Origin of the sequence: Sediminibacillus albus, from assembly GCF_900101125.1 — a bacterium.
Classification (GTDB): Bacteria; Bacillota; Bacilli; order Bacillales; family Amphibacillaceae; genus Sediminibacillus; species Sediminibacillus albus.
This window is the reverse complement of the sequence record NZ_FNFL01000003.1, coordinates 284,937-303,071: the sequence shown is the minus strand read 5'-3', so window position 1 is coordinate 303,071 and position 18,135 is coordinate 284,937. Positions and strand designations below refer to the sequence as shown.

Sequence of the window (18,135 nt, the reverse complement as noted above, 5' to 3'; positions counted from 1 at the left end):
CCGGGAGAAGCCGTTTACGCTTCTGAGGACAAGGAACGCTTCGGCAGCGACTCAGCGCACGCAGAAAACGGCTCCTTTATTTTTCAGGGAGGCTGAGGCCGTGCTCGCGGGAGGCGAAGTATTCCGCCGGGGCAAGTGAAGCACTGAAACTTGTTCGAAGGAAAAAATAGAGTCGTCACTAGGGCGTCAGGTTATATTAAAACAGGAGCAAAGAAAAATCGAACGAGTTCGAATGTGAAGGATTTCGAATCATCGTTCGATTTTTGCTTTGGCCACTATCCTTTTGTCCCAACCTCTTTTGGTGGTTGTATTGGCAAATCGGAGTTTCTGAAAACTGCAATCTGTAAAATACAACCTAAGGCCGATTCAGTTGTTTAGAAATGTTGGTATAGTAGAAACCGTTGCTGCTATCAGAATTGTCTCTGCAGTTTCACAAATAACTTCCCATATTATAAGAAAACGAGCATAATAATAATGATGGGACAACCATAATTAATCGATTTCCAAAAAGGAGAATCAACACATAATGAGCAAATGGTTTAAATTATCGTTTATTTTGATGTTAGTCATAGGCTTTGTAAGTATGACGGGTTCAAGTGTATTTGCTAGTGAGGGCAATGGAAAAGACAGTAGTGAAGTTATTAATGAAAAACTTGGAGTGCCGCGGGTCGTTTATGGAGAAACATTGACAGAGGCCCAGAAGGAAGAAGTCAGAAGCTTGCTCGATGTCGATGACCCTGAAATGGTCGATGAATATACTGTCACAGCAGAAGACCTTGTTAATTATATTGATGGAGATCCGAATTCACGGATGTTTTCATCTGCCAAAATCACTCGCAAGGAAGAAGGAAGCGGGTTAGTAATCAACGTGGTTAATTCTGAGAATATTACCGAAGTTACGAATGAAATGTATGCAAATGCATTATTGACCGCTGGCGTGGAAAATGCAGTGGTGGATGTTGCTTCCCCAAAGAAAGTAACCGGTCACTCTGCATTGACGGGTATATATAAAGCATTCAACGTGGAAGGTGAAAGCTTAGATAAAGACCGTATGGAAGTGGCAAATGAAGAGTTGAATGTAGCAACTGATCTGGCTGATAACGAAGGGATGGATCAGGAAAAAGTAAGTGAACTGCTAACGCAAATTAAACAGCAGATTGCTGAACAAAATCCTGCTACTAAAGAAGAAGTAGAACAGATTGTCCAGGAACAGCTGGATAAGCTTAACATAGAGCTAAGTGAAGAAGATAAAGCTATGTTGACCAATCTGTTTGAAAAAATGCGGAATATCAATATTGACTTTGATAATGTGCGCGGCCAGTTAGACGATATTGCCAGCGATATTCGTTCAAAGCTGGATGAAGTGGCCGGCAATGAAGGATTCTGGCAGGGAGTAGCCGATTTTTTCCAACGGTTGATTAATGGGATTAAAGGGTTATTCAATTAAACAAATAACTAGAGAAAAGCCGCTATGATAGACGATAGCGGCTTTTTCCTATTATGATAGGTAAGAACTATATCACCTGAATCTTTGGCTTGAGGAGCGGAGGTCGACATGGTTTATTCGAAAATGGCGATATCGAAAACGGGGCTGGAGACATTGCAATGGTTTATTTTTTTGCTTGCTAGTTCCGTTGCATTGCCGATCGTCATCGGCTCATTATATGAAATGGATTTTACTGAAGTTGCCGGCTTGATGCAGCGGACTTTTTTTATTGTAGGAGTTGCTTCCTTGCTGCAAGGCTTGGTTGGCCACCGTTTACCAATTATGGAAGGGCCTGCTGGACTGTGGATTAGTATTTTTTCTGTGATGGCCGTTACTGGAGCACAGCAGGGGATGAATGCTGGACAGACACTGCAATCGGTGGAAACAGCTATGTTGTTTACTGGCGGATTTCTCATACTGTTTGGAGCATTCCGGCTGGCCGAAAAACTGCTTCCATTATTTACCCCATTGGTGACAGGCTCTTTTCTGTTTTTATTGACCGTGCAGCTTAGCGGAACTTTTTTAAAGGGAATGCTTGGCATTCAACAGAAGATTGAGGCAATCCATGGGACGGAAGCAATTATAGCATTTATCACCTTTTTTATTGTATTAGGCCTTTCAATATTTGCAAGGGGCTGGCTCGGCAATTATGCAGTGTTGATTGGTATAGTCATTGGCTGGGTCTCTTATGGCATCTTTGTTGGCAATACTCCCTTGGAAACCACGAACATGACCAGGTTTGCTTTACCTGAATGGTTTGCCTGGGGGGCTCCGCGTATGGATTGGAGTGTGGTGCCAATCGCGTTTATTACTGCGGTTATTTTACTTTCCAATGTTGTGGCTTCTGTAGTGGCGACAAGTCAGTCCGTTTATGGAAAAGCATCTTACTCAAGCAAACAGATCAACCGAGGAAGCGCTATTCTTGGTGTAAACCATGGGCTGGTAGGGGTGTTTTCAGCTATAGCCAACGTGCCTTTGGCAACATCGGCCGGATTTATCAAAATGACCGGTCAAACACGAAAGCAGCCATTTTTATTTGCCTCAGGCTTGTTGATCCTGGTAGCGTTCTTTCCGCCAATCGTTGCCTGGATTTCCGGGATTCCCGCACCAATTGCCAACGCAGCCATCCTGGCGACGTTTGTCCAGTTAATGGGGTTAGGACTGAGCAATATTGCCAGTGAGCAACTAGACTCCCGTCGTCTGACAATTATCGGAGTGTCTTATTTATTTGGAATTGGCAGTATGTTTCTGCCGATGGAAGTATTTGCGGAGCTGCCGTTGTTAATTCAAAACCTCGCCAGTAACGGTTTGCTGGTAGGGACAATCCTGGTAATCGTTCTGGAACAATGCTGGAGGCAGGACAGGCCGGAAGTCTCATCCACTACAAATAAAGAATAAATTGAAGATTTAGTGGTAGACTCGAATGTGATAAGGAAGTGGTGAATATGGAAAAGGTATATGACTTAATAGGTATTGGTGTTGGCCCATATAATCTTGGATTGGCAGCCCTGCTGGAGAAGACGGAGCTTGAAGCGGTTTTTTTTGATGAATCGGAGCAATTTGCATGGCATCCGGGGATGCTGCTTGAAGGGGCGACACTGCAAGTTCCATTTCTGGCAGACCTGGTGACATTTGCTGATCCGACCAGCCGTTTTACATATTTGAATTATTTGCATGAGCAAAATAGGATGTACCAGTTTTATTTTTATAAAAAGTTTGAGGTCCCCCGCGAAGAATATAACGATTACTTGCGGTGGGCGGTCAACAAACTTGGTAATCTCCGCTTTCGTTCAAGAGTAATAGATGTGGTGGACCACGTGGATGACGATCAACCTTGTTATGAGGCAGTAATAGAAGACACAGGCAGCGGGAAACGTTTTTCCGTATATGGCCGCCATGTAGTAATGGGCACAGGCAGCAGACCTGTGGTTCCTAAGTCCATGGATGACAATTATCCACGGGAAGATGTCGTTCATACCAGCAGTTATATGGATGAAAAAGAGAAGTTGGTTGAGTCAGGCAGTATTGCAATCGTTGGCTCTGGCCAAAGTGCAGCGGAGGTATTCCTGGACTTGTTGAAGGAACTGGATAATCATAGCTTTCAATTAACGTTGTTCACCAGATCGGTTGGCTTGTTTCAGTTAGAACAAGCGAAATTAGGGCAGGAGTTTTTCTCCCCTGATTATGTGGATTATTTTCATTCCTTAGCCTTTAGCCAGCGCATAGAAACGTTGACTATGCTGGATAAGCTGCGAAAAGGCATTGATCCAGACACATTAACGGAAATTTACAACACCCTCTATCAAAAATCGCACGGTGGGAGGAAATTACCGGTTACGATTCAACCACTAACAGAAGTTACCGCTCTTACTGCTGCACAGGGCGGGTACAAGCTAACATGCCATCAGTGGCAGCAGGATAAGACATTTGATTATCCTGCAGAAAAGGTGATTTTTGCTACTGGCTATAAGCCGGCGGTTCCCGAATGGTTTAATAATCGGTACGCAGCGAAAATCGAATGGGAGGATGATAAACGGTACCGGGTCATGCGTGATTATCAGCTTGCCTTTAAGCAACCACGCCAAAATCAATTTTTTGTGTTGACCAACTTGGAACACTCCCACGGAGCGGGAGCTACCAATCTCGGGTTATCTGTCCAAAGAAATGTTCATATTATTAATTTGCTGGCCGGAAGAGAAGTATACGCGAACCAGCGTGATACTATTTTTCAGCAGTTTTCAATGGATGGAGAATAACAACAGTAGCCGATTCCAGCCGGCTGCTGTTGTTTTTAATTACTAAAATTCAATATCTGCTACTCAATGAGAATGGGAATGCTGCCTGGACAAGGCTGGATGGCGATACATCGTCGCTAGCAAAACGAATCCGCTTAACACTAGTAAACTGCTAGTGACAAAGAATACCGACGAAAAGCCGAAATAACCGGACAACATACCGCCAAGGGCGGGGCCAATCATATTTCCGAAAAAGCGGATGCTCGTATTGTAGCCCAGCACTTCTCCCTGCATAGAAATAGGTGCCTCCTGCCGGATGTATGCGATGCGCACCGGTATAATTCCGCCGATGGCGACGCCAAGGAAGAATCTTAAAATGACCAGCTGCCAAATATTTGTGACAAACGCTCCCGGGAAATAAACGATTCCTGCCATGAATAGTAAAAACACAAGAATTTTTATATAACCTACACGGTCTCCGATTTTCCCCCAGTTTCTCGCCATTAACAAATTGCCAAGACCTGCTGCTGAAAAAGCAATACCTGAAAAAAGGGCTAAATTAACCGGTCCATGTAATTCCCCTACATATAGAGACAAGATTGGCTGGATGCTGAAATGGGCAATCTGCACAAACATGGAAATCAGCATAACAATTAATAGCATCGGGTGGCGGACGATATGCAGCAAAACTTCCCTGCTGGAAAAGGTCGTTTGCTTGCCGGCTTCTTTGATTCTTTGTTCTTTAATCCCTGTTAAAACAAGCACGGCAGAGATTAGCAGTGCAATGGAAATGCTTTTAAAGGTAGCAGCATAGCCAAGGGAATCAGCTAACAATCCGCCAATCAAGGGTCCCATCAAACTGCCGGTGATGCTTCCTGTCTGCAGGGTGCCCAGAACCCTTCCAGCTATATGTTTAGGTGTTTGGGTGGAAATTAGTGCCTGGGACATGGAAATAAATCCAGTGAAGACCCCCATAAACAACCGCAAAAAAAACAGCTGCCAAACAGTTGTGACAAATCCCATTAGGAATACGGAAACGCATAGACCGACAGCTGATATGACCAATACTAGTTTTCTTCCATAACGATCGCCGATTTTCCCCCAGATGGGCGAAAAAATAAAAGCGGCTACAAAGGTTATTCCAAAGGTCCAGCCGGACCAATTCTGCACGTATTTACTAGAAAAATTCCCAAGCGTTTCAATATATAACGAGATAAACGGTAACACCATGGTGATACTTCCCGCGATAAAAAAGTTGGCAAACCACATGATGCTTAAATTTCTTTTCGCAGTTTTCTCTTGGTTGGTGATGACAAATCACTTCTTTCCAAATATTTCGTAACACTAAATATATTAGCGGATGGACCATCAAATAGAAAGAAATTTGCAATAACAGCAGGATTATCCTGAAAAAAAGTAAGCGGACTCCTAAATTAAACAGCAAAATAGAATATTTTCCCACCTAACGATTCCCGCAATAACGTATAATAACCCCAAGGCAAAAAACGGAGGAAAATCGATGAAGGAAATTCATTCATATGTGGCTAAATATAAAAAGGCAGCCGTCTTTGCTATTTCTAATGGCGGTAGCGTATAGAGGAAGTATGTGCAAGAAATTAGAAAATACATATTTTCAGTTGTACGATATTACAATAACTAATACTTATTACCAAAAGAAACAGGAACTGACTATGGCAAAAATTTTTCCTGTGAAAGAATGGCTGGATATATAACAAAACTGCCGTTTCCGCTTTTGTTTTTATTAGGACTGGAGGAGATTACTTGGTACGTTTAAGCATATTAGATCAATCTGCTATCCCCCGTGGAGGAAATGCGAGGGAGGCATTAGCCAATACGGTTACATTAGCCCAAGCAGCCGAACAATTGGGATACCACAGGTTCTGGATATCGGAACATCATTTAGAGACACTTGCCCACTCAAGCCCTGAGGTGCTAATCCCACATATTGCTGCTAACACTTCTACTATAAGGATAGGTTCCGGTGGTGTGATGCTGCCGCACTATAGTGCTTACAAGGTGGCCGAAAACTTCCGTCTGTTGGAAGCACTTTATCCAGGACGCATTGATTTAGGCGTTGGCAGGGCACCAGGCGGAATACCATTAGCAACCATGGCGTTGCAGGAAAATAACCATTCTCATGGGGATAGCTATCCTCAACAAATTGAAGATCTGATTCATTACTTGACCGGGTCAACAAATGAAAACCACCGCTATCGCGGATTAAAAGCAATGCCGGAAATTGACACTGTTCCGGAACTGTGGCTGTTAGGTTCAAGCGGGGGCAGTGCCGGTCTTGCTTCAGGCCAAGGGATTTCTTATGCATTTGCCCAATTTATCAGCGGGCAGCATGGAGGGTCAGTTGTTCAAAGCTATCAACGCCAGTTCAGGCCCTCGACGATTCAACAACAGCCTCAAGCGCTGGCAGCCTTTTTTATGGTATGTGCTGAAACGGATGAAGAGGCAGAGTGGCAGGCCAGAAGCATGGACTTGCAAATGCTGCGGATAGCTAGAGGAGAAGCTGGTGAAGGGATTATTCCTCCAGAAGAAGCTGCCCAATACGAATTCTCACCATATGAACTGCAGCATATTAGGGAAAACCGCAAGCGAATGCTGGTGGGTTCGCCTCATACCATCTTACGGCAGCTGCAGCAATTAAGCGATGAGTACGGCACAGAAGAATTCATGCTGGCAGCGATGAGTTATTATTTTGAAGATAAGCTAGAGGGTTATCAGCTATTAGCAGGTGCGTTAGAATGGTAGGCAGAAAACAGGGAAGAATGGAACAAGTATAATTTTGGGAATGCCAATAGGAGTGTGACCGTCTTGGATGAAAAAGATTGGAAGCAGGAAAGAGAGCGACTTGATGAAGTGATAGCGGTCATTTCGTCGACCGCAAAAGAGCTGGAGGAAAGAAAGGGCGGTATCAAAGATCGAGTACTTGATCTCCGCAAAAACTTTTGGGAAGACGTTACGGTAAATCTGGATGAACCGGACGATATTATTGAAACACAAGCCAGTTTAAAACAACAGGCTGAGCTATTGTCGGAAAGAGAAAGAAGCCATGGACAGCTTAGCGAACAACTGAAAACCTTATCCAGGTTGAAAGAGTCTCCCTATTTCGGCCGGATTGATTTTCAGGCAGACGGCGAAAGTCAGACAGACAAAATTTATTTAGGGATTGCATCGCTAATGGATGAACAGGAAGAAGACTTTTTGGTCTACGACTGGCGTGCGCCTATCTCCAGCTTATATTATGACTATCCACCTGGACGAGCGGAATATCAAACAATGGATGAGACAATAACTGGCGAACTTGAACTAAAACGACAATACATTATAAGAAACAGTGAGCTAAAAGGGATGTTTGATACGGGACTGACAATCGGGGACCATTTGCTGCAGTCGGTGCTTGGCCATAATGCCAGTACCCAGATGAAAAGCATTGTGGCTACGATCCAGAAGGAACAAAACCAAATTATCCGCAATGAAAAGAATGATTTATTGATTGTTCAAGGGGTAGCCGGCAGCGGTAAAACGTCAGCTGCCTTGCAGCGGGTGGCTTATTTGCTGTACCGCTATCGCGAAGTATTATCATCTGATAATATGGTGCTGTTTTCGCCAAATCCGCTTTTCAATAGCTATGTAGCCACTGTTTTGCCGGAGCTGGGCGAAGAAAATATGCAGCAGACTACCTTCCACGAATACTTGGAAAAACGATTAGGCGGCAGGTTCGATATCGAAACACCATTTGCCCAGATGGAATACTATTTATCGGCAATGGATGAAGAAGAGTATGATATCCGGGTAGCTGCCATGACTTTTAAGGCCAGTCTTGGATACAAGAAATTAATTGACCAATTTGTCGCTGAATTACAGACAGATGGGGTGGAGTTCCGAAACATTGTTTTCCGTGGAGAAGTAATCATTCTCAAGGAGGCCATAGCTGATCATTTTTATCAGTTAGATGCAGCTATGTCCTTGCCCAATAAAATGGAGGAAACGGCCAAATGGCTGTTACAGGAAGTGGATAAATATAGCCGGCAACAGCTTTCAGAGGATTGGGTGCTGGAAGAAGGACAGCTTCTTGAAAAAGAAGATTTTCTCGAAGTCTATAAAAAATTACAGGAAGAAGATGAGTTGTCGGATGATCCGTATTATGACTTTGTCAGGGAAGAACAGTTATTACGTAAGAAAATCATTGATGACAATTTCTATCCTCTTAAGGCGAAAATCAAGCGTATGCGCTTTGTTAATCCGGAAAAGACTTACAGAAAGCTATTCATGGAAAGAGAGAGCGGCAGGCGAAAAGTGGACCTTCCAGAAAATTGGGCGGAGATTTGCCGTCAGTCTTTAGATTACTTGACTGCGAAAACGTTAACCTGGGAGGAAGCCGCCGCTTACTTATACTTCTATAATAAGCTGATTGGCTTTCAAGTAAACCGAACGATAAGACATATTTTCATTGATGAAGCACAAGATTATTCTCCGTTTCAGTTTGCTTATTTTAAGGAGATTTTTCCTTATAGCAGAATGACCCTGTTAGGCGATATAAACCAGGCCATCTATGCTCATGCTAGTGAGGAGCCGACCTTGTTATCTGCAGATATGGAAGAGCACCATGAACGTATCACGTTAACGAGAAGCTATCGTTCCACCAAACCAATTGCAGAGTTTACCAAGTCATTCATGCCTGGCGGCGATATTATCGAAGCGTTCAATAGAGAAGGAGAGAAGCCAACCGTTGCAGAAGTCGCTGACAAAGACAAGCTCCACCAGTCAATCAGGGAACAATTGAAACGATATGTGGATAAAGACTATCAAACGATAGCCGTTATTTGTAAGACAATGCAGGAAAGCCGGGAAGCGTATCAAATGCTAAAAGAAATTTTCGATATCAAGTTGATGGATGAGGAAGCATACACCTTCCAAAAGGGTATACTTGTCATTCCAGCCTACCTTGCCAAAGGAATAGAATTTGATGCGGCAATTATCTATAACGCTTCTGCAACTCAATACAGTCGGGATTTAGAAAGAAATTTATTGTATACGGCTTGTACGAGAGCGATGCACCACTTGGCTGTTTTTTCCTTAGGAGATAGCTGCAGGTTTATTAATCAGGTACCAGCGGATTTATACGAAAGAGCCTAAAAATCGGTACCGGTCTGTGTAAGTACTGGAAAGAAGCAGCTGCTGTGTAGACTGCTTCTTTCCTTCACTAAAGAAATTACAAAGTTTCTAGTTGCCATAAACCCGAGTTATTTGATAAGATTACTTTAACCAAATAATTATTCTTATAAAGAGCGGCGGAGGGAAAGGCCCGATGAAGCCCGGCAACCCACTGATTTAATCAGGAAGGTGCCAATTCCTGCAGAGTTGGATGACTCTGAGAGATAAGAAGCAGATCGACAAGAAGCCTTCTTCCTCTCTGGAAGAAGGCTTTTTTAAGAAGCGGAACCCTTTATATGTGGGGAATCACAATGATTCAAGGCAAATCGATCTTGGTGGATAAAACAGAACAGTATATGGATAGAGGAGAGAGAAAAGATGAAATATGGATTTTGGCTGCCGGTATTTGGTGGATGGTTAAGAAATGTGGAAGATGAAGGCATGCCTCCCACTTTTGAGTATACAAAACAAGTAGTTCAATCAGCAGAAGAGTGGGGCTATGATACTACCTTGATTGCTGAATTATATTTAAACGATATCAAAGGCACTGATGCAGATTCATTGGAGGCATGGTCGACTGCTGCCGGTCTTGCGGCTGTTACCGAGAAGATAGAAATCATGACAGCTGTCCGGCCGGGATTCCATCATCCGGCTGTTACCGCTAAAATGGCTGCCAATATTGATCATATTAGCAACGGCCGTTTTACACTGAATGTTGTATCTGCCTGGTGGGAAGAGGAAGCCAAACAATACGGAGGAGCTTTTACAGCCCATGATGAACGATATGATCGGACCGAGGAGTTTTTGGAGGTACTAAAGGGCATGTGGCAGGAAGAGACGTTCTCTTATGAGGGCGATTATTATCAGGTGAAAAACGCAAAGCTTGCTCCTAAGCCAGTGCAAAAGCCATATCCGATCCTTTATGCTGGCGGGGAAAGCGACCGTGGCAAGCAGGCAATTGTTGATAATTGTGATGCTTACGTAATGCATGGCGGCACTATCGATGAAATTGCCAGCAAGATTGCCGAAATGAAGGTTAAACGCGAAGAAGCGGGAAAGCCGGAATTTCAATCTTTCGGTATGGCTGCTTACATTATCTGCCGTGATACGGAGGAAGAAGCACTTCGGGAATGGCAGCGAATCACTGATGTGAAAGAAACAGCGGGTTATGCAGGCTACGAAGATTTTGTCAGCAAGTCACAGCTGGAACAGCAGGTTAAATGGAATGACTATTCGGTATCCAACCGTGGACTGCGCCCTCATTTAGTTGGAACTCCCGGGCAAATTGCAGAAAGAATTGCTGCTTATGAGGAAGCCGGGCTAGACTTGTTGTTGCTACAATTTTCGCCACAGCTGGAAGAGATGGAACGATTCTCTAAACAAGTCATGCCTCTCGTTGAAGAAAAAAGACAACAATTATTATCGTAACAAGAATAGCGAAAAAGGCGTTTGGCAGGTATAGAGCAACGGACAAACAAAAGTGAGGAGATCATTAATGAGCAAAGTTTACGTTATCCATGAAAACAATGAGTGGACAGAGCATTTGACAAGAAGATTGGAAGAGCTTGATGTTCCCTATGAAGAATGGTTTCTTGACCAAGGGGTGCTTGATTTAACTGAAGAACCTCCGGAGGGGATTTTTTACAGCAGAATCAGTGCTTCTTCCCATACTCGCAATCATCGTTATGCGCCAGAACTGACAGAAGGTGTGCTTGCTTGGCTGGAACGCCACGGGCGAACGGTTATTAATGGAAGCAGGGCATTACGTCTTGAACTTAGTAAGATTAATCAGTACATGGCGTTGAATCAAGCAGGAATCCGCACACCCAAAACGTTGGCAGCTGTCGGCAAACAGCAGATTATTGAAGCGGCCGAAAAGCTGGGTGCCTCTTCCTTTATCACCAAACATAACCGGGCAGGGAAAGGTCTTGGAGTCCAGTTGTTCCATTCGATTGATGGATTAAAAAACTATGTGCAAGGCCCGGATTTTGATGAACCGGTAGATGGAATTACTTTGATCCAGGAATATATAAAAGCTCCCGATCCGTATATTACCAGGTGCGAGTTTGTTAACGGAAAATTTTTATATGCGGTTCAGGTCGATACCTCGGAAGGTTTTGAACTGTGCCCAGCTGATGCGTGCAAAGTGAATGACTTGTTTTGCCCTGCCGGCGGAGAAGCTGAGGAAAAGGCGAAGTTTCAAATTGTTGATAACTTTAACGAATCAGTGATTGAAAGGTACGAGCAATTCCTTGCTGAAAACGACATCCGCATAGCCGGTATTGAATTCATCTATAACCAGGACGGTGAGATTTTCACCTATGATGTAAACACAAATACGAATTATAACTCGGAGGCAGAAGCCAAAGCAGGAAAATACGGCATGTTGGAAATGGCGGCGTTCTTGAAGGAAGAATTAAAAGCATTGCAAGCATCCAATTCGATTTCTTTTTGACCTGGAAGACTTATCCGGCAAATACTGCTGGATAAGTTTTTTCTGGTAGCGGTATCTTAATAATTGACTAAATTAATCCGCTTTCATTCAAAAAGACTGTTCCCTTACCTATTTATTTATTTGACGTTAATTCTAAAATAAACTTATAATATTAAATGTATTTGGCAAGATAAGAAAGGAAGTGAACCGTTTTCCTGTATGGTTGAAAATCGAAATAATTTAATGTAACTTCATTCGTAGTAAAAATACAGAGAGCAAGCCGATGGTTTTCGGACTTGAAAAATTATTCGATTTTTAAATAGCATTTTTCTTTATAACTATAAGAGAATAATTCCCCATCAAATGGTCTGCAATGATAGATAGAGAGAGAGGGAACATTATTGTAGGCACTTGCTCCTTACATTCAGGAGGAAAAAAGTGCGACAAGAAAAGAAGATATCGACAAACAAGACGGACACCCCCGTTTTTATAGTAAGTGGAGGATTAATAATATTATTTGTCCTTTTATCATTAATGGATTTAGACAGGGTAGGAAATTGGATCACCGCATCCTTTAACGTTTCTGCCAAGTATTTCGGATCGTATTGGCAGCTGCTGCTATTGGCGAACTTGCTTATTGGGTTAGGTCTGGCAGTTTCTAAATACGGTAAAGTGCGGTTGGGAAACAAAGCTAAACCAGAAAATAGTTATTACCGCTGGGTAGCGATGATATTATGTACATTAATGGCCAGTGGCGGCGTTTTTTGGGCGGCTTCAGAACCAATGTATCACTTTATCAATAACCCCCCGTTGTTTAACGATAATTCCTCAAGTATGGCAGGGGTGGAACCTGCTTTAGCGCAAAGTTTCATGCATTGGGGATTCATGGCTTGGTCAATATTAGGAACTCTGGCTACCATTGTTTTAATGTATGCCCATTACCATAAAGGATTTCCGCTGAAACCTAGAGCTATGTTATATCCACTATTTGGAGAAAAGATATTCCGTAAAAGTATTGTAGGCAGCATTGCTGATATTATTTCCATCGTAGCGGTGGCTGCGGGAACAATGGGACCTATCGGTTTCCTGGGAATGCAGCTTACCTATGGATTGCACTCTTTATTTGGTGTGCCTAATACACTATTTACCAATATCATTGTTATTGCTGTGTTAGTTGTGATAGCGGCTATATCAGTAGCCACAGGCGTAGACAGAGGGATCCAGTTTTTAAGTCGGATGAATGTAGGATTGACTGTTTTCCTGGCAATCGTGATGTTGATTGTCGGACCAACGATGTTTATCATTAACAAATTCATCTCAGCAGAGGGGTTCCATTTGCAAAACCTGCTGACAATGTCAACATACCAGGGCGACCAGGCATGGCTAGGAGCCTGGACAGTCTTTTTCTGGGGCTGGTTCCTCGGTTACGGGCCAATGATGGCAATTTTTATTAGCCGCATTTCCCGTGGAAGAACTATCCGTGAATTAGTACTGGCAGTTGCAGTTGTGGCACCGCTCGTGAGTAACTTTTGGTTTACCGTTGTAGGCGGAAGCGGCATCGAAGCTGAGCTGAGTAACCCCGGCGTGATTTCTGATCCTTTGAGTAATGGCGGAATGCCTGCTGCCGTTATGGCGATCATGGATCAAATGCCGCTAGGTTTATGGCTGGCAATTGGTTTCTTAATTGTCACGCTGGTATTTGTCGCGACGACCGTAGACTCTATTTCTTATACAGTGGCAGTGACGCTAACGGGTAATGACCGGCCGAAAAAATGGATTCGCGTTTTCTGGGTATTGTTATTCGGTGTGTTATCGACTATTTTATTAGCGATCGATCCGGGAAGCGTTACGGCTATCCAGAACTCCATTGTAGTCACAGCCGTTCCTGTATCTTTATTGATGCTCCCCACACTATGGGACGCAGTCAAGATTGCACGTGAACTTGGCAAAGAACAACACATTGGTTTATCCAATGGAAAGCCAGTTAACGAAGAAGAATAACTTAATTGAAAACAAATAAAATTTGCTGTCACCTTATTCGGAATCGGATAAGGTGTTTTTTTTACTAAAGAAGCCCTGAAAATTTTCAGGGCTTGTTGTCTGCAGATGCTGAATGAGTCATCAAAGACTGTAAGTGGTCTTTGTTGATAATCAGGTCACCAAGTTTATATTGATCTAATGTTTCCATGAATGCTGTCAAAGCCTTTCCCAACACTCCCTGCAAACGGCAGGCGTCACTAATTAAACAAGTATTCTTGGAGTCGTCAAAGCATTCAACTACAAAGAAATCTTCTTCAGTATTGCGGACTACCTCACCAATCTGGATATCGTCTGGATGTCTTGCTAGTTTTATGCCGCCATTTCCGATAATTTTAATTTTTAATCTGAAAACCCTTGCTAATTAAGGCAAGGGTTTTTTCTTTTAATAAATCAGTAAAAGCGATAGCATATGGGTTACTCTACCTTTTCGGCTTGTGTTAATATAGGATGGAAAGCTGAACGACATTCGGGTTCCTTTCCTTGCCAAAGACGCCTGGGTGTTATTAAATATAATTATAGAATTCTTGAACATAGAATTCTTCATATATAAGGAGGAATATCTCGATGGCTTTTGTTATCACGAGTCCATGTAAAGATGAAAAAGCTGCAGAGTGTCTGACTGTCTGCCCTGTTGATTGTATAGCAGAAGGTCCGGACCAATTTTTCATCGATCCCGACATTTGCATCGACTGCGGGGCTTGTAAAGCTGTCTGCCCAGTAGATGCAATAGAGGAAGAATATGATCTAACTCCTGAACAGGAAGTAGATTTGGAAAGAGCTGAAGCGTTTTTCGCAAATCAATAATTTGCATATATAAGCAAGTCCATCTTCTCTTTAAGGTAGGGCTTGCTTTTTTATATCTATATTAATTATTTTGAGGAAAAGGAGAGTTAGAATGGATTACATAAGCTATTTACGTTCTATGGTGGGACACGAAAAAGTGATTATGGTCGTTGCCGGAGTGCTTGTTTTTGACCAGGACGACCGGCTGCTGCTCCATTTACGTTCAGATAATCGATCGTGGGGGCTGCCAGGAGGATATATGGAGATGGGTGAAACTGTTTCAGATGCTGCAAGAAGGGAAGTGTTTGAGGAAACTGGCTTGCGGTTAGGACAGCTGGAGTTATTCAGTATTTACTCCGGATCTGACAAAGAGACAACCCTTGAAAATGGCGACCAGGTGGCAATGGTTCAAATCTGGTTTACCTGCAGTGATTTCACAGGAAGCCTCGTGAGGCAAAATGAAGAGTCATTGGATGCGGAATTCTTCCGATTAAACGATTTACCAGAAAATTTATTTGCCAGCCATAAGCCGATCATAGAGGAATATGCTGCTGGTACAACAGGACCGATTATCGACTGATATAATTATTAAAAGACAACCTCCCCGCTGATTACAGGTGGGAGGTTGTCTTTTGGCATATGTTATCTCGAAACAGAAAAGTCCTCTTTTCTTTCCTCCTCTTTTATTAAATAGTTATCATATTTTTTCATCCAGCTTTTCAGGGATAGAAAGTAGAGTGCCGTTGTAATGACGGCTAAACCTCCTATTGCATACCAGAAGCTGTTGGAAACAACGGCATCTGGATAGGCAAGACCAATTGGCGAAAATACAATATAAACAGCACACATTAGCGATAACAGAATAATAGTGATTGGCAAAGCATATTTCCATGGTACAAGGCTGACTTTTGGATCTTTTTTGAATACGTATGGTTCTTTTCTCGGCTTCCAGAACCGGAAGAAGAGCATGATACTGACTTCAATGGCGAACAGTATGCCATATACGTGTACATAATTGATATCCAATGGGAAACCGAATAAGTGATCTGTTCCCCAAATCATTAAATAATAGGCGATGACATGAAAGATGATTACTACTTTGGGAGCAATCGCAGGTACATATTTTGAAAGCACTGCAGCCAGCAGGATGGTGACGATCGGGATGTTGAAAAAACCAGTAAACTGTCTGATTAAATCCCATAAACCATTTGGTGCATACATGAGCAGCGGTGAAATAAAAAAGGTAATGAAAGCAATGATAGTTCCAAATATTTTGCTGATTTTAATTAGTTTTTCATCGCTAACTTCCTTGTTTGCCCGTGGCTTATAAATATCGAAAGCGAACATGGTAGCAGCGCTATTTAACAGCGAGTTATAAGAACTTAGCACAGCTCCTAGAAGAACTGCCAGGAAGAAGCCTGATAGATAAGTTGGCAGCACATTTGAAATCAGGGTTGGATAGGCCAGGTCGACATTACGTAGATTTTCGCCATAAAGATGAAAGGCGATGATTCCGGGAATCATCATGAATAAAGGTACGAGCAGCTTATAAAACCCGGAGAATAATACCCCTTTTTGTCCTTCCTTCAGGCTTTTCGCCCCTAAGGTTCTTTGGATGACATATTGGTTGGATGCCCAATAAAACAAGTTGGCGACAATTAATCCAGTAAAAATGCTGCCAAAGGGTACGGAATCGTCTGCTCCGCCGATGGCGTTGAGTTTTTCGGCGTTGTTCACGGTGATTTCTTTCATGCCGCTTAGCATATTGCCATCTCCCAAGGCAAAGAAACCGAGGACTGGCACGAGAATTCCAATAATCAACAGACCAATTCCATTTAGTGTATCTGAAATAGCGACGGCTTTAAGACCGCCGAAAATCGCATAGGCGGCTCCTATTAAGCCAACTACCCATACCACCAGCCATACGGACTGGACAAAGGATATTCCTAACAAATCAGGGACATTGAACAGCCTTAACACGGCTAATGCGCCGGAGTATAACATGGAAGGAATTGTGACGAATACATAACCAAACATAAATAAGATAACAATATATAGTCGGACCGTCTTATCGAACCGTCTGCTCAAGAATTCCGGCAGGGTGGTGACGGAACCCCCTAAATATTTTGGTAGCAAATAAAGGGCCATAATTACGATTGCAATCGGGGCCGTGACTTCCCAGGCCATATTGGAAAGGTTGGCGCGGTAAGCCTGGCCGTTCAGCCCGACTAGCTGCTCGGCAGAAAGATTGGTAAGTAATAAGGATCCGGCAATGAATCCGCCGGAAAGCCCTCGGCCTGCCAGAAAGTACCCGGCAGAGTCGTTCACTTGGTTCTTTGTCTGCCTGTATGCTATCCAGGCAACCAAGCCCATAAAAAAGATGCAGGATATGAGTGTAAACCAAAGACTCGAATGATTCATGGTATTTCGCTCCAATTCATTTATTTTCTTTTGGTGAACTTCCCCCTTTTTCACTCGCTTAAAACCAATTACAATCAGGAAAATTTTTCTAAAGCGTTTACTTTATCGATGGATGGATATATAAGTTATTAGTTCACTTAAAGACCAAGCAATCTTCTAGATCAACCACACTTTACGAGGAGGCAGGTAAAATGAATGAGAAGAGCTTAGCTGGAAAAACAGCGGTTGTCACAGGGGCCGGGTCGGGAATTGGCAGAGCTTCTGCACTTAAACTGGCGGCATCAGGAGCAAAAGTGGCATTGGTCGACATCAAGGAAGAAAATGCAGCCCAAGTTAAACAGGATATCGGCGATGCTGGAGGAGAAGCAATGATTATCGAGGCAGATGTTTCTGTCCCGCTTCAAGTAGAGGATTGTATTCAGAAAGTAGTAATGACATGGGGACGGCTTGATTTTGTTTTTGCCAACGCAGGGGTTAATGGCCGCCTAGCCCCGATTGAAGATCTCCCCCCGGAAGAATGGGATCAAACAATGACAAACAATTTAAAGAGTACCTTTTTAACGGTGAAATATGCAATTCCGGCCATGAGAAAACAGGGAGGTAGTATTGTCATTACTAGCTCAATAAACGGCAACCGCACATTTTCCGGTATCGGGATGTCTGCTTACAGTTCTTCCAAGGCAGGGCAGATGGCTTTCGGCAAGATGGCCGCCTTGGAATTGGCTGAGTACCAGATTAGAGTGAACGTTATTTGCCCGGGAGCAATCGAGACAAACATCGGAGAAAATACTCATGCTGACAAAGAAAATTTAGAGAAAGTGAAGATTCCGATTGAATTTCCAGAAGGAAACCAGCCTTTGGAGCACAGGGCTGGTAAACCAGAGCAGGTAGCCGACTTGATCAGATTTTTGGCTTCAGATGAATCTTCCCATATTACTGGAACGGAGCTATTTATTGATGGAGCTGAATCGCTGTTAAGATAACCGGGGTGTGAAGTCGTTTGACATACGGGAAAACTTGCATTATAATTATCTTGAAATCGAGATAAT

At 43.1% G+C, this 18,135-nt stretch carries 14 protein-coding genes and 1 riboswitch; of the genes, 11 read left to right on the top strand and 3 right to left on the bottom strand.

Annotated elements, in window-relative coordinates; translation table 11 throughout:
• Positions 1-526 precede the first annotated feature (526 nt).
• The 3 genes from BLR93_RS10505 (at position 527) to BLR93_RS10495 (ending at position 4,242) form a co-directional block, all read left to right on the top strand.
• Positions 527-1,447: a DUF1002 domain-containing protein gene (locus BLR93_RS10505; RefSeq protein ID WP_093214113.1), complete on the top strand. Its 921-nt coding sequence runs from the start codon at positions 527-529 to the stop codon at positions 1,445-1,447.
• Between the two features lie 108 nt (positions 1,448-1,555).
• The gene (locus tag BLR93_RS10500; RefSeq protein WP_245690117.1) at positions 1,556-2,884 is read left to right on the top strand and encodes a purine/pyrimidine permease; all 1,329 of its coding nucleotides are present in this window, start codon (positions 1,556-1,558) and stop codon (positions 2,882-2,884) included.
• A 47-nt stretch (positions 2,885-2,931) separates the two neighbouring features.
• Entirely contained in the window at positions 2,932-4,242 is a 1,311-nt protein-coding gene (locus BLR93_RS10495) for a lysine N(6)-hydroxylase/L-ornithine N(5)-oxygenase family protein (RefSeq protein WP_093214111.1), read from the top strand.
• 63 nt (positions 4,243-4,305) lie between these two features.
• Here the strand turns inward: BLR93_RS10495 and BLR93_RS10490 are convergent, their stop codons facing one another.
• On the bottom strand, positions 4,306-5,490 hold the full coding sequence (locus BLR93_RS10490) for an MFS transporter (RefSeq protein WP_093214109.1): 1,185 nt from the start codon (positions 5,488-5,490) through the stop codon (positions 4,306-4,308).
• Positions 5,491-6,003: 513 nt separating this feature from the next.
• On the opposite strand from BLR93_RS10490, the gene BLR93_RS10480 reads away from it, so the two are divergent.
• From BLR93_RS10480 to BLR93_RS10460, 5 genes are all read left to right on the top strand, one after another.
• Positions 6,004-7,002 carry an LLM class flavin-dependent oxidoreductase gene (locus BLR93_RS10480; protein ID WP_093214104.1) on the top strand — a complete coding sequence of 333 codons (999 nt, stop codon included), beginning with the start codon at positions 6,004-6,006 and terminating at the stop codon, positions 7,000-7,002.
• 54 nt (positions 7,003-7,056) lie between these two features.
• Positions 7,057-9,390: an RNA polymerase recycling motor HelD gene (gene helD, locus BLR93_RS10475; RefSeq protein ID WP_093214102.1), complete on the top strand. Its 2,334-nt coding sequence runs from the start codon at positions 7,057-7,059 to the stop codon at positions 9,388-9,390.
• Positions 9,391-9,530: 140 nt separating this feature from the next.
• Positions 9,531-9,639, top strand: a riboswitch (SAM riboswitch).
• A 147-nt stretch (positions 9,640-9,786) separates the two neighbouring features.
• Positions 9,787-10,836 carry an LLM class flavin-dependent oxidoreductase gene (locus tag BLR93_RS10470; protein ID WP_093214100.1) on the top strand — a complete coding sequence of 350 codons (1,050 nt, stop codon included), beginning with the start codon at positions 9,787-9,789 and terminating at the stop codon, positions 10,834-10,836.
• 67 nt (positions 10,837-10,903) lie between these two features.
• Entirely contained in the window at positions 10,904-11,863 is a 960-nt protein-coding gene (locus BLR93_RS10465) for an ATP-grasp domain-containing protein (RefSeq protein ID WP_093214098.1), read from the top strand.
• A gap of 417 nt (positions 11,864-12,280) precedes the next feature.
• Positions 12,281-13,843 carry a BCCT family transporter gene (locus BLR93_RS10460; protein ID WP_093214095.1) on the top strand — a complete coding sequence of 521 codons (1,563 nt, stop codon included), beginning with the start codon at positions 12,281-12,283 and terminating at the stop codon, positions 13,841-13,843.
• Positions 13,844-13,928: 85 nt separating this feature from the next.
• On the opposite strand, the gene BLR93_RS18500 is transcribed toward BLR93_RS10460, so the two are convergent.
• A complete protein-coding gene (locus BLR93_RS18500) occupies positions 13,929-14,195 on the bottom strand; it encodes an RrF2 family transcriptional regulator (protein WP_425440942.1) in 267 nt (88 codons plus the stop codon).
• A 251-nt stretch (positions 14,196-14,446) separates the two neighbouring features.
• On the opposite strand from BLR93_RS18500, the gene BLR93_RS10455 reads away from it, so the two are divergent.
• Both BLR93_RS10455 and BLR93_RS10450 read left to right on the top strand, forming a co-directional pair.
• On the top strand, positions 14,447-14,686 hold the full coding sequence (locus BLR93_RS10455; RefSeq protein ID WP_093214093.1) for a ferredoxin family protein: 240 nt from the start codon (positions 14,447-14,449) through the stop codon (positions 14,684-14,686).
• Positions 14,687-14,777: 91 nt separating this feature from the next.
• Positions 14,778-15,245, top strand: a complete 468-nt coding sequence (locus BLR93_RS10450; RefSeq protein ID WP_093214091.1) for an NUDIX hydrolase — start codon at positions 14,778-14,780, stop codon at positions 15,243-15,245.
• A 62-nt stretch (positions 15,246-15,307) separates the two neighbouring features.
• Here BLR93_RS10450 and BLR93_RS10445 read toward each other — a convergent pair whose 3' ends face one another.
• A complete protein-coding gene (locus BLR93_RS10445) occupies positions 15,308-17,086 on the bottom strand; it encodes a solute:sodium symporter family transporter (protein WP_093214089.1) in 1,779 nt (592 codons plus the stop codon).
• 191 nt (positions 17,087-17,277) lie between these two features.
• On the opposite strand from BLR93_RS10445, the gene BLR93_RS10440 reads away from it, so the two are divergent.
• Positions 17,278-18,069: an SDR family oxidoreductase gene (locus BLR93_RS10440; protein WP_093214087.1), complete on the top strand. Its 792-nt coding sequence runs from the start codon at positions 17,278-17,280 to the stop codon at positions 18,067-18,069.
• Positions 18,070-18,135 lie beyond the last annotated feature (66 nt).

Bases quoted from the DNA above. Each gene is read 5' to 3' on its own strand.
- BLR93_RS10440 (WP_093214087.1), top strand. From the start codon at position 17,278: ATGAATGAGAAGAGCTTAGCTGGAAAAACAGCGGTTGTCACAGGGGCC.
- BLR93_RS10445 (WP_093214089.1), bottom strand. From the start codon at position 17,086: ATGAATCATTCGAGTCTTTGGTTTACACTCATATCCTGCATCTTTTTT.
- BLR93_RS10450 (WP_093214091.1), top strand. From the start codon at position 14,778: ATGGATTACATAAGCTATTTACGTTCTATGGTGGGACACGAAAAAGTG.
- BLR93_RS10490 (WP_093214109.1), bottom strand. From the start codon at position 5,490: ATGTGGTTTGCCAACTTTTTTATCGCGGGAAGTATCACCATGGTGTTA.
- BLR93_RS10470 (WP_093214100.1), top strand. From the start codon at position 9,787: ATGAAATATGGATTTTGGCTGCCGGTATTTGGTGGATGGTTAAGAAAT.
- BLR93_RS10505 (WP_093214113.1), top strand. From the start codon at position 527: ATGAGCAAATGGTTTAAATTATCGTTTATTTTGATGTTAGTCATAGGC.
- BLR93_RS10500 (WP_245690117.1), top strand. From the start codon at position 1,556: ATGGTTTATTCGAAAATGGCGATATCGAAAACGGGGCTGGAGACATTG.
- BLR93_RS10465 (WP_093214098.1), top strand. From the start codon at position 10,904: ATGAGCAAAGTTTACGTTATCCATGAAAACAATGAGTGGACAGAGCAT.
- BLR93_RS10495 (WP_093214111.1), top strand. From the start codon at position 2,932: ATGGAAAAGGTATATGACTTAATAGGTATTGGTGTTGGCCCATATAAT.
- BLR93_RS10455 (WP_093214093.1), top strand. From the start codon at position 14,447: ATGGCTTTTGTTATCACGAGTCCATGTAAAGATGAAAAAGCTGCAGAG.